Origin of the sequence: Pantoea sp. GD03673 (assembly GCF_029844725.1) — a bacterium.
Lineage (GTDB): Bacteria > Pseudomonadota > Gammaproteobacteria > Enterobacterales > Enterobacteriaceae > Pantoea.
In genome coordinates this window covers 28632-45073 of record NZ_JAOCKJ010000012.1, presented here as the reverse complement: position 1 = coordinate 45073, position 16442 = coordinate 28632, and the positions used below count along the sequence as shown (strand labels likewise).

The window sequence follows — 16442 nt, the reverse complement described above, 5'->3', positions numbered from 1 at the left end:
TGGCGCATGCCTAAACTGGCTGGAGGCTGTATCAGTGAATGACAAGCGCAGTGCTGGTGGTGCATTTCAGTACGCTCGATACCGCATAACCAAACCGCCAAAATTTAGTTTACAGGGGTATTATTATGGTCAACCCGAAATTTTTACTTAGAATTTATGCGATGTGTGGAGTGCTGCCGGTGCCGGGTGAGCATTCTTATATGTACAAAGCAAAACCGGGACAGAACAAATTTATCCTGTGATTTTACTTATGCTGTAGCACGATCGATATCTCAAGGTTAACAAGCCCGCAGATGAGCACTATGCGCAGCATCATTCAGTTTAAATAAATTAACGGTGCGCTTTATGCTAAAAGCAGTTGTTAACAATAGGAAAAAGCAGACACAAAAAAGTGTTTACTTTTACATGGGGATAGGGTCTGTAACTGTAATCCAGTCAGGCGGAATTTCCATTTCTCTACCACTTTCACCTATATTTTCCATAAAAAAATCTAAGTGTTTCTTATGCTGTTTTATTGCCCACGTCAAACTCTGGAACTCAAACACAATCCTTAAAAAGGATTGCACTGATACCCTAAACCCTCCGTCCAAAATATTCCCTTTTGCTGATATTTGAGCAAACCAACGGTCATCTTGTAAAAAAATTATATGTAGCCCATTTTTCTTAAATCTTCTTTTTATGACTTGCAAGTCGAGAAGAATAAATATACTTAAATTTCCATTTGTGAAGTTAAATACATGTTCAGGACTTAGAGAAAGTTGAAAAGGCGTATAGGGGTGCCAACTCATTTCTCTCTTGAACTCGTTTAAATTGAACGCTTGAATATATTTACCACGAATCTGGTCAAAAACTTCTTGTTTGAATTTTGTTATGGCAAGATAGTGAACTCCGCTCTCTGGTGAGACATAGCTAGTGCCTTCTTCATAGGACTTACTTATACATTTATTAATGGCTTGCAAGTGAAACTGTTCTTTCCCTATATGTTCGCGTCGTAATACAGGCCCTATACCTCGAAAATTTTCAGCCTCATCTTTTATGAAAAAGCCATTTAGCTCATCAATTTTTTTAAGCTGTTTTTCACCTCTATCATTCAGTTTACTTGATGTTTTAACTTCAATAGGAAAGGGATCATTATGACCCAGCAGGCATACATCGCCATGTCTTAACGTATTTGTAAGATCACAAAGCACAGCAGGCACATTATTTTGAGCTGCTACTTTAAGCAGCATTATTTCCGATTTAATGCCTTTTTTTCCAGAGATGAATCCGGCAGTCTCCTTTACATGATAATGTTCATCATATAGAAAATGTTTTATTGCATATTTATCGCAAAAATGAAACGCAATGCTATCTCCATACATCTTCCATATATAGATGATATATCTATACCCCTCCATTTTTTCATCAAGTTTTTTTATGAGTACTGTTATTTCTTTTGAGCGATCTCTAGTCGGCCTGTCATTCGCTTTTTCTAGGCGTAGTTTTTTTACCATTCCTTTTGTACGGATAATCGATTTTTCTGCCTCTTTAATTTTCTTCAAAAGCATTAATTGGAAGTCTACGATTGCTCCTGCCGACAAATTTTTTTGCGTCTTGATGATATGAAGCATTGTAGTGAATTGTTCAAGGCTCTTCTTATACCTGGCAACCATCAATTAGCTCCCTTTAAAAAAACACGTAAAATATGTCTTGAAATTACCACTAAGTCTAGCTGTCTTGCGACAGCATTTCATAGTTACACTATATCAGGCTGTCAGCGGAGGCTTCTCAGGTAGTGGCTGACGGTTGGGGACCACAAAGTTACTATGTCACTTCCTAACTGCAGGATGACTGCGCTGTAATCGCTTAATGGCACATGTACCCCTGCATCACCCACAAAAATCAGTTCCTGAGATGTACCGGCTTTCGCGGCGTCTACGCTGTAGGAAAATCCGGGAGTAGAACCGAAATGCTCCACCAGCTGCTCTGCCCGCCATGCGAAACGCACACCACAGTTCTTTCGGAGCTCGAGCGTCACCGTGCCGCCGACGATCATAGCCGAAGTTTCTGTACCGGCACTGGGATAACTGCGTTTACAGGAGACAGACGTAATTTGGCAGTTAGCAGCGCGCCATTCCAGCGCTGCCAGGTCACTGATTTTAACTGTTTCCACTACACCAGCCTCCAGTCGCTTGCGAGAAGATCCGTTGAGGCTGGCGCCCAGTCGGAAACCGTTAGCTTTTCGGTATCAATGAGCAAAAGCTGGGGCATCTGCGTTACGGCCACATCTTGGCTGCAATCAAAGTAGCGGGCCGGTACGCCATACATATCTGATCCATTCAGTGCTGCGCGTGTCAGCCCTCTGGTGAGGCGCAGATGAACCCCCTTCCCCCATGCTGCCCGCGCCACCTTGCAGCCCTCTGACAGCCACAGCTGCGCGACGGCCAGCGGTGCTTGCTCCTGCCTGAAACTCAGTTCCCCGGTATCAATCATCGCTTCGTTGCGCAGGATAAGATCATTCAGCTTAATCAGCGCGGCACAGGCGGCGTGGTTCAGGGTTTCGCCAAAACCGGTCATTGTCAGGCCGCTTTTGCTGATAACGGCTGCGTATCCTTCAGTTTTGGGCTCAGACGTCTCTGTAATGGTGTATCCCAGGCGGGCAATGACAGCCAGCAGCGCCATGTAATCGCCTGCATAGTCGGCTTCTGCGTCTGCAATCATGGCGATCGTTGCATTTAATTGTTGAGCGGTCATCATTATCAGTAGCCCCGTTTCTGCTTGCGCTTCTGCGCTGCCTGTCTTTGCTTCTTCACGTCTGCATTGCTTGTGGCCAAACGACGTATTCCCTGTTTGATCTCTTCCTGCGCGGGTGGACGGGTCTCATCCACCAGCAGCGTTCTTACCTGCGGGACCGGAACGGTCGGCGGACGACGGGCTACCCAGCCGAGGCTTCCCATAATTGCGCCCATCAGTGCGATCTTCTTCATGCGTTTTCTCTTCCTGCAGGCGTGCAGAATCCCCGGCAGGCGCCGGTGATTAAAGTTCACCTGGTTAAATCCGGCGTGGGATACGCACGGCGATAATTTGAAGCCTGCGCCGGCGCGTGGCCGGGTGGCTGTAATGGCATTGTGCTGACCGGATTCGAACCGGCTACCGTCCGTCTGTCCCCATCAGGCCTTGCGGCTGTTACATGGAACGGCGGTTGCTTCCGTTAAGCGACAACACAACGGTAAAAGCACATTGCAGGCGCTCTTACCTGTTGTCCTGTCTCAGCCCGCCACCAGCTGCGCGATAAGCCATTTGTGACCGGCAAACAGTCCGGCATTAAGCAGACAGTGAAACATGACAAACTGCATGGCTCGGATGGTCTTTGTGTAGGTGCTGTCACTCATGCGCTTTGTGTCCAGATAAGCTGGCGGTCAGGTATCATCAATATTGCCCGAATAACCCTAATGGCCACCAGCTCAATTAATTCTAAGCTAATTTTTCCAGCAGCTTTCCTGCGTGATTATCGATCCGCTCATCCAGGATACGGCGGTAAGCACTCATAGCATCTAATTGATGCTCAAGCAGGTGACGGTCATTGTCGTGCAGCTCCAGAAAACCAGCAGTGCTGATGTAAGCAGTTAGTTTGCTGACCTTGTGCGCAAGCTGGGCGCGCTCAATATGGACGCGCTGGAGAAATTCAGGCAAATGACTGATATCACCGACCGGCAGATATTTAGCCATAAGATCTGCTTCTGAGAGCATCACCTGTTCCTGTGACTGACTACCCTCAATGACAAATTTATATTCATCAATGCTCGTCATAACGCGACTGACGGCGACTGGTACAGCATGTGCGACAATAATCTGCTTATTCGGATTCATAATCTGCCTGTGGTAATTGATGACGTTGGTGGTGGCCGGTGCCATACCCGGCAAATAACCTCTCAAGTGACTGGTCAACCTGGTTACTGGCGGCTTTAACCCCTGTGTACGCGACTGAAGAATCGGGGGCCAGTCTTGCGATCGCAGCAGCAACTGCGAATGCACCACAACGGATAGAGCACTGACCATTCCTAGTCCAATGGCGCTTTGCGCAAAGCATCAATGCTCTTTCCTGTTGGTGTGCTCTATTTGCGGCGCTGCTTCTTCCTGCCGCCTCTTACTGCCTTAATGAACGTCTCGATAGCATAGATGGCCACCAGCGCGTAAATCACGGTGAGAAACGGGTGCTCTGCAGCAAACTCTGATAACGACATAATGCGTCCTGTCGTGGGAAATGGGGTTGTTGTGATCGTTTTCCGTTAGCGCGATTGTTCAATGAGGCGGGACTTAAACCCGCTTTGCTTTCGCAGCCCATCGCTGACCGCCCGTGTTAATTCACAGGCAAGGCTTCCGCCCCGTGGATTCCGGATCCACAACTCCTACGGTGTGTTAAAGCGATCACCACAACGGTCGAGAACACTGAGCAACCACGCGCCAGGTGTTATTTTTAGTCACCTGCCAGTGTCCTCGCCGTTGTGAGCTGGTCTTTCCCAGCCGTCACGGCGTGTTGAGGTCTGCCGATACCCTGCCCCGCCACCAGCCAAATTAGCCAGTAAACAGGGCATCGCCTGGTGTTGACGTGTAATGCATGGGGGGCTGGTGCCACCAGCTGTCCGATACGGAATCTACGGACGGGTCATGTAAAGGAATTTGCAAAACGTCAGGTAACTGTTCCGTCCCGCGTGCGCATAGCCGCATTCCCCCATTTGTGAGCGCGCTGACAGAGGTAATCTTTCGCCAAACGCCAGTAAAACGACAGAAGCACCAGCACGCTCACAAATAGTGATCCCTTACGAGGATCAGGCGGGTACGTGTTTAAGCCTCATGGGGCATTCTTTGCGCGGGATTAGTCCATCAACCGCGTTCACTGCCATGACAGGAGGGGCTACTTGCCGTTCACCTTACTCATAACACACCCGGAAAAGGTAATAACCGGGGGCGGCCCGTTACGAACTGGTGCATGGGGCCGGATTTGAACCGGCGGCGGACTTAACAACTTCTGCGTTCGGCCTCTTCGCTACCCATGCTGAATACTTGCCGGTACATACCCGGCGCGGACACTTAGGTATCTGGTCAACCTGCCCGCTTGCGTCACGTATGAGGTCAGGAAACCTCGCCAGATTTGCAGTGCGTTTGCCTCGCTTGCTAAAGCGTTTTCCCCGTTTCAGCCGTCAGCACACCCTAATGCACTCATGGCTGAACCTGAAAAAAAGCCCGGAAACTACCGGGCCAAAAACCCTACTACACACAGCATAGCCTACTCTGGAATAGACTCTGATTTGTGAAAAAAGAGCGGATTAAACAGACAGTTATGATTAATCCGCCAAATGCCTATTATGATTTTTGCACGGAGCCGTAAAGCTCTTGTCAGCGGGGAGGAATGTACACAAAACGGAGTGATGAAGCAATGAAAATCTAAGAAAACTCTTAGATTCTCAAAGCATAAAAGGAGGGATTAGCGGCGCTTTACTTTGGGGTTTCTGATATTCTCAATGTCGCCGTTCTCCTGCGCCCACTTTATGCACCAGCTGTTCACGGCAGCACGAATTTCAATCACTGAGGCCTCACTCAGCCCCCTCACTTTTGCCAGCTCGTCAGGTAACTCACCACCAGCATCTGCAACCGTCTCATACCCGGCCTTTGTCAGAACGTTAAGGAGGCGTGTCGGTATGGCCAGCTCGGAAACAGGCGCAGCCTTACCGTCAAGAATGCGCTGGTGAAGACGCGGGAAATCCTGCGCCAGGCGCTTCATTATCCGTGTGTGCAGCTCGTCATTGATAGCCGTGTCCCACATCGGCGCAAGCTCAGGCAGCAGGCGGAAGACCGGGTTGCCCCATATCCCCGGCACCACGTCCATTGCCAGCATCATCGCGGTACGGATCTGAAAGTGGAAATCAGCCGTCTCGATAGACACATCCCGGACACCGTGGAAAACGCTCAGGCCAAAGTGGAAGTTGTAGATGTAGCAGCCCACGTCGCCAGAGCCATCCGGCAGCTGAAGAAGGAACTGCTGCACATCTTCCCGGCCATCATGAAACTCGACACGCTCCTTCAGGTGGTTATAAAGAGCGGTCGTCTTCATCAGGTCATTGGCCGTTGCGGCGCGCTGGCGGCGCTCTTCTCCGACAACCTTATCCGCGATGTTGAGTTTGCTCTGTAGTTCCTGCCGCTTAAGGCTGTCTTTTTTGCGATCGGCGCGCTGCTGTGAAATGGTTTTGTCACGCTCATTCAGGTCTCGCGCCAGGCGCTCAGGATTCTTGCGACGATACTGTTCATATTCCTGTGAGACAGAGGTAAACGCCAGCTGCGCGGTGGTCAGGGCAGACCTGATACCCTCAAGCTGATTCTCTGCATTAATTACGCGGTTGTCCGCCTCCAGCACCCTCTGAGTAGCCGCCTCACGGGCATCTTCAATGGCGTTCTCGGCATCGAGACGAATTTTTGTTACTTCGTTGACCAGTGCGGACTGCGCACCCAGCTGCTGCTGTACCTGCTCCAGTGCGTCTAATAGCAGGTTGTAGGTGTCAGCCTCATGATTGAGCCGCATGCCGATGTCGATCTGGATCTGCTCCAGAGCGTTCGTGCAGTTGTCAAGGAGCCGCAGCTCCAGGTCATCAAGCGTCAGGCGTTTACGGATGGAATTAAGCTGGCTGTAAGCGGTGACAAACGCCTGGTGCAGAACATCGTCATCGACGTTGCATACAGGGAGATTTTGCAGCTGCTGGAGTGGAGCGAGTGTAGTCATATTGAGAATCAGATCCGCGTGTAATTTGCGGCGGATGATAACTCGAAATTAACCACTGTCTAAGAGTTTTCTTAGATTTGATTAAACTATAAAGGTGAGATTGCTGGTGGCGTTATCGTGGACTCCGCCACCAGCAGAGGGTTACAGCAGTTTCAGCGCCGTTACGGCTATGGCGGCCACAGTGATAATCATCAGCACGTTCAGCAGTACAGACGGCACCTTGATCTCGCCGGTCTCATACTCTGTCTGCGTCATCCTGCCCAGGTAGCTGTGCGAGATCAGCACTGCGTTTTCGTCAAAGCTAAGCGTAGCCCGGACGTTCTCAAGCGTCTGGCGGGAAATCTGACGTGTGGCCAGCTGGACGATTCCGGATCTCATCTTCCCGTTGTCGCCCATGTAGCAGACAGTATGGTAGTGGTATGGCTTATCCTGGCCCATCAGCTGATAACTACCCAGTCGCTGACGCGCATATCATTAATGCTCAGTTCATGTATCTCAACGCCGCCGTCCGGTCGGGTCAGTATCAGCACGTCACAGCCTCCATGCTCCTGCTCAAGCGACACAAAGTAACCCGCCTCCCACGCTTCCCGGCGCATCAGCAATTCCGGATCCTCTTTCATCTTCAGCAAGGCGCGGTCATAGCTGCACGTAATGGCACCGATTCCAATTTTGCTCAAACCTTCGATCTGTGCCGTAGTCATGCGTCCGCGTCCTTCTGTTAATGATTTTCTCAAGATGTAACTGATCCCCTTCACGCCGCCGAAATAGTTCAGCTGGCGGTTACTCATGCCGCTGCGCGACATAAGCTCCTGCTTCGGTACTTTGAAAATGCCGACGTCCATAGCCATGTCGGCAAAAACCGAAAGCCCACGGCCCAAGCCGTCGCGCGTCTTTTGACGGCGCGCATACTGCTCAAAGGTGGGGCATCCGGTAAAAAACTGCGCGTCAAAAAGCACTTATTCGCTCCAGAAACCGTCATTCTCATGCGCTGGCATTGCTTCGCCTGCTTTGAGAACTGCGTATTGCTCAATCACGCTGATCGTCTCTTCAGGTGAAAATGATAAAAGAACGTAATACCCCTGCTCTTTCAGGCGACGCATCCACGTCAGCTGAAACTCAGAAGGCATATTCTTTCCGTGTTTCTGCTCTACCCGCATTCCGTGATAGATGCCTGCCGGTATTTCTAGGGACATATCCGGAACGCCCCGCTTTGCGCCTTCAGCCTCGATCGCTGCGGCGGTCGCCTTTAAGCGAAATCCTCCGTTTGGTACGGCATACAGATGGTCATAAATAACCCTGTTGTGACGGTGAAAATGGTCAAAGATTCGAACCTGATCGAAATGCTCTTGTTTGCCTTTGCGCAGATCGGGATTTTTGACGAGAGCGGCCAGCGCTTTTGCGTGAACCGATATTTCTAAAGCTGCCGCTAACCAGGCAGAGGTTTTGCCGGATTTTACCGACGCTCCACCAGCAGATTTAACAGCTGCTTTGGTGCGGGTTTTTTGATTTTTTTTATAGGAGTGCAACCACTCTTCACTGAAGCGCATATCCGAAATTGCCAACCGATGATTAATTAGTCTAAAAAGTGGATCTGCGTTGGGGGGTATTTTTAACGCTGAGACGGGAAAAAACAAGCCTGTAATCTACATCTTTGAAAGATAGTTATTACAGGCAGTTATCATTTTACTGGTGGGCCATCCACATGAACGCCAAGCTGTAAACGATACCGAGCGTACTGAAGCAAAGTACAAGGAACCTGCCGATCACATTAGAAAAAGGCGTGGCTTTTGCTGAAAGAGCCTTGTTTGAGGTGGCATTAACAAAATCACGCTGCGCAAAATTATTCATGGTATATTCTCTTTGTTAGGTGCAGGGGTGTACGTCGCCAAACTGAACCCCTGCAAAGTGAAAGCCCGGCCTTATGGTCGGGCTTTTTCTTTGTCGCTGCCTTATATGCTTAACGAAATCTAAGGGTTTTCTAATTTGGCGTCAATTAAAATAACTACTTTTCGTCACTTTTCACCTGCGGCAAGGCTTCTCCGGCATTTTTCAGCCGATTTAACGCATCCTGCAGCGCAGAAATCCAGCTACTTTTATCCAGTTCCCGTACCCGCTTAACTCTCTCCTGTGTGTAGGGATTAATGACCCATACCCATGCTTCATGATCCTGGCGATTACGCATCGTAAATACCCCAGTCGGGGGGTAAAAATTCAGCTCAGCACCATTGGCATAGGCATAGGCTTCCAGTTCCTCCAGCTTAAGGTACTTGTTCTCTCGCGGCACGGTGTCTCCTAAAATCTTCTTTTCTCTATGGATTCATCATAGCTGACATACATGTAAGGTTCAGTATCATCCGCAGAAGGCATCACGGGAAGCAGATGTACCGCGCTGAATACGGCATCGTTTTCGGTACGGTCATCAGCGTACAGGTGCGCAGCTATGACCGTAAGAGCAGGACGTGAAAGCGAGTATATTTCAGCTACATCGCTTTCGACTACCTGCCCAAATTTAGTAGTAGCACGTTCAAGCAATAACGTTTTGACGGCAGGCCACCACGGCCCAAAAGCCCGGTACGCAAACCTCGTACTGCTCACGCGCTTTACTAAATTTTCCAAATAGTTTACTAAAAAGGCCTCTTCGGTTCGCCCGTCCAGCGCCAGCGGTAGCAGGCTCTCAATGTAGGTTTCGGTTGGCTTGATGGTATCAATGAGTGTCGTCATGTTTGACGGCCCTCGCGGGCCGCTCCTGAATTATGCGTTTACAATATCGTTGCGTAACGCATCGAGATCGTGGGAGGAAGGGATAAGCCAGGCGGCTTGTGTGAACTCGTTTCCGGCTACCGGATCTTCTTCAAAATTCCAGAATTTCGCGCCGTACTTCTCTTTGATGAGATCACGAACCGCTTTGCGCTTAAGCACCGGCTTATCACTGGTGTCCGTCAGGACATAAGCGCCACCAGCCGGGAAGTCGATTTTGAAAGTGCGGTTCTTCCACTTGCGCGAAGCCACCAGCTCCTGCTCGTTTTTCATGACCTGGAAGCCATCGGACTGCTTCTGTACCTGTGCGGTGCGCACGGTAGTTGCCGCTGCCGCTGCGAGTCTTTGAGCCTCATCGCGGCGGGCCTTCACAGCATCAGGTGACAGCTTGCCGGTAATCATCCCTTTGTAGTCATCCCACGTTACGGCGTAATCCCGGTATCCGCCTTTCTCGATCTGCTCCAGCCACGCATAAATCTCATTTAACCGGCTTATAACGGCGGAGGATGAGGTAAACGTTTCGGCACTGATCGCGGCTTCATCGAGCGCGCCCAGTGAAACGCCGGCACGCAGATAAACTGCAGCAGGCGATTCGGTAACGGTGGCCGGTCGAGTAATGTCGGATTGTGCATCAAATTTCGACTTCACCAGCAGCACAGCAATCCCAGCCTGGCTGTCACTCTCGCTCATCTGGCGGAACTGCTGCAGCGCGGCGGCTGCATACTGTTCGGTCAGTGACCTGATTGCTTGCATCTTGCCGTCAGCCATCTCGTTACGCAGCTGGTCGAATATCACTTCATACTCGTTACGGTTGGAGAAACCTTCCATACCGTTACGGAACTGGCGAATACTGATCGAATTGCTCCAGTAATAACGGTCCTGCGCTGCGCCCAGGAAAGCGGCGTGCGCTTCTTCATCAGTTGCGCCGGTCATTGTGCGCTTTAAGGAGTCGTTAGCTTCAAATTCAGCCACCAGCCGCTTAAAGACTTTAACCACGTCCGCCATGCCCGCCTGCTTCCCGTAAGCCTGCAATGCCGTGTCGTAGTTGCGGCCAAACATCGCCTTAAAGAAGCCCTGCGCGCTGTAGATGTTGTTATCCACGCTGTACTGATAAAGCTCGCGCTTCAGCTGCTCGTCGCTGTGGTCCGGGTACAGCCACGTTTCAGCTGGACGCTCTTCGCTGGCGCTGATCGTGCCGCTGAGGTAAGCCAGTTTCAGCATGCTGTCACTGTCGCGGTACAGCCATCCATCGGTGCGCACATTCAGGACGCCCGCGTGAATGGCCGCGTAGAAGTCAGCACGGCTCAGCCTGTCCGCCAGGTCTGTCGGCTCGATGCCCTTCGCTGCTGTCTGGAGCGCTTTTGCCTGGTCACTGGTGATATCCACGAGGTCGCCCACCAGCGCAGACGGCATTTCAGCAAAGCCGCCTATGTTCGGACCGGTATAGCAGCGCAACGGCTTGTGGATCAGCTCAACCTCAACCGTATTTTTCTCCGGGAAGAATTTGCGGATCTGGAATACGCCCTTTTCATCGCGGTCATCGTTGAGCCAGATTTCATAGGTCGCGCCAATTCGCACCAGCTGGCCATCGGGCAGTTTCATGTACTGCTCCGGGGCGCGCAGCACGTCCGGATCGACTTCCAGCGCGCCGGACTTAATTGCTCGTTCCACTTCCCCGCGAGAGCGCTTAATGGTGCTGGCCGCACTTTTAGAGCGAGTGAGTGCCTTACGTGCGCCGCCCAACTCCTGCTCCAGCTTCTTCTGCTTCGCCAGGCCATCACGGAGTACAGCACGCGCTACGCGACGGTCCTGACCGCGCCACTGATCCGCTGAACGTTTGCCATACTTCTCAACTTCGAGGTTATAGGCGGCTTCAGCTTCGGTGACGTCCTCGCGATAGCCATCAATCTCGCCGTTGATCGCATCAAAGGCAGCAGACAGCTTGGTAATGTTGTCTTCAAGCACTTCAACAGGTGTAGCAGCGGCGACGCTTGCCTTCAGGTAGATATCCAGCGCGGCAGCGGCTTCGCGCTCGGCCTGCTGACGGTCGGCTTCACGCTTCGCTTTCAGTTGTGCATCGACGCGGGCGCGGCGCTCTTCCGGATTAGCGGCCAGCAGTAGGCTTTGCTCTTCTTTCGACTCCACATCGCCGTTTTTAATGCTGGATACGTCGGATTTCATGACGTCGTTGATCCAGTTTTTCTTGCGCTGCAGCGTCTCCAGACGGAACTCGTCAAATGACCCTTTGCCACAGTAGTAATGCACGCGCATGGTGTCGCGCTCGGAGCCCACGCGGGCGCCGCGTCCGTTACGCTGGTCGATACTGGCTGGCGTCCAGGGGAGTGTCAGATGGTGCGTATCGGCGGTGCCTTTGTGCAGGTTGATCCCCACTTCGGCCTTTTTGTTGCAGATGATGATTGGCGTGCGGCCTTCGTTGTAGTCGGCGGCGATCCCTTCCATACCGGCCAGCGAGGCGTCACTCTGCGCGGCCTGATAATCCTCATAGCGCGCCAGATCCTGATAGTACTTATCCCATGCGCCTTCCTTAAAGCTGCCGTCCGCTTTTTCCACCGGCTCAACCGGTTTCTTCACGGGCTTCAACTTCACGCCAGACGCTTTGCTGACTGTTGTGGCGTTGATGATGCCTATCTGCTGCTCCGCCAGGCCCAGGGCGCTGGCGATGATGCGGCGCAGCTTGTTGTGCTGGGACTTTTCATCCATGAAAATGATCTGCTTACCGTCTGGCAGGCCTGCCTTCAGGTTTTCAATCAGCGCGGCATACTTGGGCGGTACCGGGTGCGAGACGTTTTCCATGCTGATACCGGCAGCAGCGATCGCATCCAGTACCTGCTGCTCCAGCGTGTCGCTCACCACCAGCTCCACGACGCCCCCGCGATTCTTCAGCGTGGTCTTGACTACCTTGCTGGTGCGCGTGTCGGTTAGGCCGGTTTCCGCGTCCTCAGCGGTCTCTTCATCATCACCGACAAGCAGCTGGCCACCAGCCTCACCCGGCAGCGAGCGCGCCACCTGTTTCGCCAGCTCTGTGTCCTCTTCACGGAAGCGGAACGTGATAGCAGAGCGGTACAGGTCCGGATCGATAACCACCTTATCCATGTCGCGGATAACAGAGAAAATGAAATCGTCGTCGTTCTGCACGATGGACATAGTACCGTCGCCATTGTCCTGCAGGGATTCCTTCTGGCCGATACGGCTGGCGCGCTGGCGCAGCTCTTCATAAAGCTCCTTCTGGTCGCGGGTCATCGGCACACCCACGGTTTTCTCGTCGAGGCCTGGGATCTTCACGCTGTCTTTCACGTCAGCAGCAGATTTGAGCGTCGTCCAGCGGTGGAAGATGCCGCGCAGACCGTCCAGGTTTTTGAAGCCCACCAGCCCCTGCTTGTCCTCCAGTTCGCCTGAAATCTTCTGCACAGTCACAGATTCGGTTTCACCGAACACCCGCACAAAGTCATCCGGCGTCAGAATCCCCATCGCCTTCCATTCATCCAGCGACACGACGTGTGACAGCATGTTAAAGGCGTCAATTGGGGAGTTGACCAGCGGTGTTGCGGTCAGCATAACGACGCCGCGGCCGTTGTACTTCTTCATCATGTACTGGCTTTTCACGGCCATATCGCGGGCAATCTTAGAGACGGACGGATTAGGCAGGTATGCCAGTTGGCCCGCTTCACGTCCGGCGCTGTGCGAGTTGCGGTAGTTATGCCCTTCGTCTGCGATCACACTGTCAAAGTGCATGTCCTCAAAGTAAGGGATCTGGCTCTTTTTCTTCGTGCCGGTATCGGCGGCTTTGTCGCGGAGTTTGTTACGGGACGTGGCGGCGCGGTGCGTGGACTTCATCAGGTCCGTGCGGCCATTCTCAATCTGGTTAAAGACCGCCTGGCTGGAGTTTTCCTCGATTGTCTCCGGGCGCATCGGGATATCGCCAAACTGCTCTTTGGTCATCACCACGGCGCGGTAGTTGGAAACCGGGATCATATTCATGCGCTCAAGCACGGTTGCGGCCGCGGACTCTTTCACGACATTACGCATCACCGGCTGGCCGTCTTTGTCCAGTTTCGGCTCGTTGTTCTCGTCGCGCTCTTGGGCCTGCATGATCTGGCCATCTTCGCCGCGCACTTCGTCCAGCCCGACAAACAGGATGTTCTGGAAGGCCTCGGCGCTGTAGAAGCCCTGGGCTTCGTGATACCAGTTCTGGAGGACCGCTTTTGGCACAACGTAGACAGTTCGCTTACTGCGCCCCACCTCGTAGTTATAGGCTTCCAGCGCCAGCGCCGTGGTGGTTTTACCCAGCCCCGTGCCAAAGCCCATGATGCCGCGGCCGTCTTCCGACAGGCGCCGGACTTCCGCATTCTGATAGCTCAGAGGAATACGTTTGCCGCTGATCTGCTGCAGCTGCAGCGAGGCAGACGAGTGCTCAAACGGAACGTAGCCGTTAAAGGCGTCGTTGTAGTCGCTGACGACGGTTTCCACATCCGGGTGCGTGCGCAGCCAGTCGTTGAAATGTGACTCCAGATCGCTGATGCGCTTCAGGTACGCATTGGCATTTACCCCGCGTGGCTTCACGCCATTCAGGTAGTTTTCCAGCTGATTGTAGAAGCCGTCTTTGTAGCTGGCGCGCTTGAACTCGGTCACGCCGCCTTTGCTGGTGACAGAGCGAACCTGGTAGCCAGAGAAAACGCCGTCTTTGCCTGCGTAATTGTCTTCTGCGGTCAGATAACCGTTGTCGTTTTCCAGGTCCTGCGTGTATTTGAAGTCATCAAAGCCCTGCTCGATCAGAAACTCTTTGATCAGGCGGCGGTCCAGCCAGCGGGCATTGAGGTTAACCGTAATGTCTTCGATCGGCGTATGATTGCGCTTCTCGTTAATGGCTTCCAGCTGGCGGACATAGTTCGCCTTTACCGGGCCATCCGGCGCGTCGTCAATCAGCCCCGCCAGGCGGGAGACTTTGCCGCGCACGTTCCCACTGGTGGCGCGGGCCAGTGGCATGATGTTGCCGTTGCCATCGAGGGCGATCTCCGGGAAGGTCGCCAGGTGCGCCAGCAGCGCGTCGTCATCCTCCGGCAGCTGGCCGGTAAACGCGGCGCGGAAGGCGGCCAGTGCAACCGGAACCAGATCAACGTCGCTGAAAAGATGTGATACCACCTGCTCCGGACTGGCGAAATCAACTGCCACAGCCTCGCTACGGTCGATGGTGCCGTTCAGCAGCGCCGACAGATCGCCTTCACGGCTGACGTTGGCCTGAAAACTCAGCCAGCCCTTTGCGCTGGCGTCAGACAGCCCCGCCAGTTTCAGGCCTTTCGGCGTGCCGTACTGGCCCACCTCTTCGCTCACCAGGCGGGCAGCGTCGGCAATGATGCCGCTGGCGTCGCCGCCCAGCATCTGCGTATTCAGCGCGTCATTGATGCGCAGACCGATAATCGAGGCACGCATAACGCGCCATCGGTGGCCGGGCTTCTGCTGCATGGCGAAACGGATCGCGGCGTGAATGCGATCGTCAAACAGCTGCGGGTATTCCACGCTGGCGGCATACAGGGCGCGGCTGTCCAGCGACAGCATGCCGTTGATGGTGCGCGTTTTTGTCTGCAGGTCGCCAAACGTCGCCGCGCCGAACCGCTCCGCGTCGATCCCGCTCGATGCGGTGGTGGCGTCTTTGATAAAACGGGTGCCGTCATAGGTGTGCCAGACGCCAGCCATGAGGCGCTTATCACCTTCAACCGGCGACTGCCAGACAGCGGCAGGCGTACCCAGCCGATCCCAGTCGATACGGCTATCAAAGCGGCGCGACAGCGCGGCCTTCATTGCCGCATTGGTCAGCTGGCCATCTTTCTTCACCACCAGGATGTTATTGAAGTCAGATCGCTCAGTTTCACCGTGAACAAAGCGACGGCCTTCGGTTTCGAACCACTTGCCCCGGATGAACGTTGGCCATAGCACGCTTGCCGCCTCAAGCGACTGTTCATCGCTATCATGCACCAGCTGCGTCAGCGCTTCGGTATGCTTTCGCAGTACCCACACATCCACCACCGTTGCGGTACCGCTTTCGGCAAACGTGCCGGACGGCATGCGGTGCGCGCCCAGGAACTCCGCCACACGGGAAACGCGATCGCGCAGCTTTTTGTTATTGCCGCCGCCGTCGGTCATGCCGTTCGGCACCACCAGCACCACCAGCCCGCCATACTTCACCTTGTCGATGGTGCGCATCACAAAGTAGTGACCGACGTTAGTTTCATCGCGGTAAGCGGGGTCAAGCTCGGCAAAACCAGTGCGCGAGTCGCCAAACGGCACGTTACCAACGGCATGGTCATAGCTGTTATCCGGCACAGATGCCGCCAGCTTCTCAAACGCACCCAAGCGAACATCGTCCTCCGGGTGCAGCAGCTGGTTAATGCGTCCGGACGTGTCCGAAATCTCGGCCGACGTCATCATGGCGCCAGCCGGTTTTGTCTCCTGAAAAACGCCAGTACCGGCAGACGGTTCCAGCATGTGACCGCTGGTAATACCGTAATCGGAAAACAGATCCCAGATACCTTCCGCCATGAATGGCGGTGTGTAGTACTCATACTGACTGCCGCCGCTGCCTTCCAGACCGCCCTCTCCGCTGTAGCCCGCCAGCACCCGGCGCTGATCGTCGGTCAGTTTATTGCCGTCGAAGCCCTGGGGCAGAGAGTTAAGCAGCGCGATCGCATTGTCGTTTGCACTCCGGCGCTCACGCTGCAGACTCACGCCTTCACGCTTGGTCACGCCAAACGCTACTACGGTTCGCTGTTTATGCAGGCGCATGACCAGCCGGATCAGTTCCTCAACCGATCCCGCCTCCTGTACCGCCCTGTTTACTGGATTTTCCACTGTGTAACTTTTCCTCAGATTGCATAAAGCGAATATGCTTTATCTTATTCTAAAGGTTTATTAAATA

15 protein-coding genes and 1 tRNA gene are annotated in these 16442 nt (G+C 53.2%); all 16 read right to left on the bottom strand.

The genetic code is table 11. From position 1 onward, the window contains the following. Window positions 1-401 precede the first annotated feature (401 nt). Window positions 402-1652: a hypothetical protein gene (locus N5J69_RS19650; RefSeq protein WP_279772297.1), complete on the bottom strand. Its 1251-nt coding sequence runs from the start codon at window positions 1650-1652 to the stop codon at window positions 402-404. Window positions 1653-1753: 101 nt separating this feature from the next. Next, complete coding sequence (locus N5J69_RS19645) at window positions 1754-2152, bottom strand: hypothetical protein (protein ID WP_279772296.1); 399 nt, start codon at window positions 2150-2152, stop codon at window positions 1754-1756. Further along, the gene (locus tag N5J69_RS19640) at window positions 2152-2736 is read right to left on the bottom strand and encodes an MW1434 family type I TA system toxin (RefSeq protein WP_279772295.1); all 585 of its coding nucleotides are present in this window, start codon (window positions 2734-2736) and stop codon (window positions 2152-2154) included. The genes N5J69_RS19645 and N5J69_RS19640 overlap by 1 nt, the downstream gene beginning before the upstream one ends. A 2-nt stretch (window positions 2737-2738) precedes the next feature. Beyond that, a complete protein-coding gene (locus N5J69_RS19635; RefSeq protein WP_279772294.1) occupies window positions 2739-2966 on the bottom strand; it encodes a hypothetical protein in 228 nt (75 codons plus the stop codon). Window positions 2967-3248: 282 nt separating this feature from the next. Then, window positions 3249-3371, bottom strand: a complete 123-nt coding sequence (locus N5J69_RS19630; protein ID WP_279772293.1) for a hypothetical protein — start codon at window positions 3369-3371, stop codon at window positions 3249-3251. Window positions 3372-3453: 82 nt separating this feature from the next. Beyond that, the gene (locus N5J69_RS19625; RefSeq protein WP_279772292.1) at window positions 3454-3894 is read right to left on the bottom strand and encodes a hypothetical protein; all 441 of its coding nucleotides are present in this window, start codon (window positions 3892-3894) and stop codon (window positions 3454-3456) included. A gap of 200 nt (window positions 3895-4094) precedes the next feature. Then, complete coding sequence (locus N5J69_RS19620) at window positions 4095-4223, bottom strand: hypothetical protein (protein ID WP_008927007.1); 129 nt, start codon at window positions 4221-4223, stop codon at window positions 4095-4097. 740 nt (window positions 4224-4963) lie between these two features. Then, window positions 4964-5036: transfer RNA gene (locus tag N5J69_RS19615), tRNA-OTHER, on the bottom strand. Window positions 5037-5464: 428 nt separating this feature from the next. Further along, complete coding sequence (locus N5J69_RS19610) at window positions 5465-6754, bottom strand: DNA-directed RNA polymerase subunit alpha C-terminal domain-containing protein (protein ID WP_279772291.1); 1290 nt, start codon at window positions 6752-6754, stop codon at window positions 5465-5467. A gap of 141 nt (window positions 6755-6895) precedes the next feature. Continuing rightward, window positions 6896-7132, bottom strand: a complete 237-nt coding sequence (locus N5J69_RS19605) for a hypothetical protein (protein ID WP_143756077.1) — start codon at window positions 7130-7132, stop codon at window positions 6896-6898. Window positions 7133-7191: 59 nt separating this feature from the next. Next, the gene (locus N5J69_RS19600; RefSeq protein WP_279772290.1) at window positions 7192-7710 is read right to left on the bottom strand and encodes a hypothetical protein; all 519 of its coding nucleotides are present in this window, start codon (window positions 7708-7710) and stop codon (window positions 7192-7194) included. Then, on the bottom strand, window positions 7711-8301 hold the full coding sequence (locus tag N5J69_RS19595) for a VRR-NUC domain-containing protein (RefSeq protein ID WP_279772289.1): 591 nt from the start codon (window positions 8299-8301) through the stop codon (window positions 7711-7713). A gap of 136 nt (window positions 8302-8437) precedes the next feature. Further along, window positions 8438-8602, bottom strand: coding sequence for a hypothetical protein (locus N5J69_RS19590; protein WP_279772288.1), 165 nt, complete (start codon window positions 8600-8602; stop codon window positions 8438-8440). Window positions 8603-8756: 154 nt separating this feature from the next. Continuing rightward, window positions 8757-9038: a hypothetical protein gene (locus tag N5J69_RS19585; RefSeq protein ID WP_008927001.1), complete on the bottom strand. Its 282-nt coding sequence runs from the start codon at window positions 9036-9038 to the stop codon at window positions 8757-8759. An 8-nt stretch (window positions 9039-9046) separates the two neighbouring features. Continuing rightward, window positions 9047-9475, bottom strand: a complete 429-nt coding sequence (locus tag N5J69_RS19580; protein WP_008927000.1) for a hypothetical protein — start codon at window positions 9473-9475, stop codon at window positions 9047-9049. A gap of 30 nt (window positions 9476-9505) precedes the next feature. Then, complete coding sequence (locus tag N5J69_RS19575) at window positions 9506-16375, bottom strand: SNF2-related protein (RefSeq protein ID WP_279772287.1); 6870 nt, start codon at window positions 16373-16375, stop codon at window positions 9506-9508. Window positions 16376-16442 lie beyond the last annotated feature (67 nt).

Coding starts and splice junctions, on each gene's coding strand:
- N5J69_RS19650 (WP_279772297.1), bottom strand. CDS start 1,652: ATGGTTGCCAGGTATAAGAAGAGCCTTGAACAATTCACTACAATGCTT.
- N5J69_RS19640 (WP_279772295.1), bottom strand. CDS start 2,736: ATGATGACCGCTCAACAATTAAATGCAACGATCGCCATGATTGCAGAC.
- N5J69_RS19635 (WP_279772294.1), bottom strand. CDS start 2,966: ATGAAGAAGATCGCACTGATGGGCGCAATTATGGGAAGCCTCGGCTGG.
- N5J69_RS19630 (WP_279772293.1), bottom strand. CDS start 3,371: ATGAGTGACAGCACCTACACAAAGACCATCCGAGCCATGCAGTTTGTC.
- N5J69_RS19625 (WP_279772292.1), bottom strand. CDS start 3,894: ATGGCACCGGCCACCACCAACGTCATCAATTACCACAGGCAGATTATG.
- N5J69_RS19620 (WP_008927007.1), bottom strand. CDS start 4,223: ATGTCGTTATCAGAGTTTGCTGCAGAGCACCCGTTTCTCACCGTGATT.
- N5J69_RS19610 (WP_279772291.1), bottom strand. CDS start 6,754: ATGACTACACTCGCTCCACTCCAGCAGCTGCAAAATCTCCCTGTATGC.
- N5J69_RS19605 (WP_143756077.1), bottom strand. CDS start 7,132: ATGAGATCCGGAATCGTCCAGCTGGCCACACGTCAGATTTCCCGCCAG.
- N5J69_RS19595 (WP_279772289.1), bottom strand. CDS start 8,301: ATGCGCTTCAGTGAAGAGTGGTTGCACTCCTATAAAAAAAATCAAAAA.
- N5J69_RS19590 (WP_279772288.1), bottom strand. CDS start 8,602: ATGAATAATTTTGCGCAGCGTGATTTTGTTAATGCCACCTCAAACAAG.
- N5J69_RS19580 (WP_008927000.1), bottom strand. CDS start 9,475: ATGACGACACTCATTGATACCATCAAGCCAACCGAAACCTACATTGAG.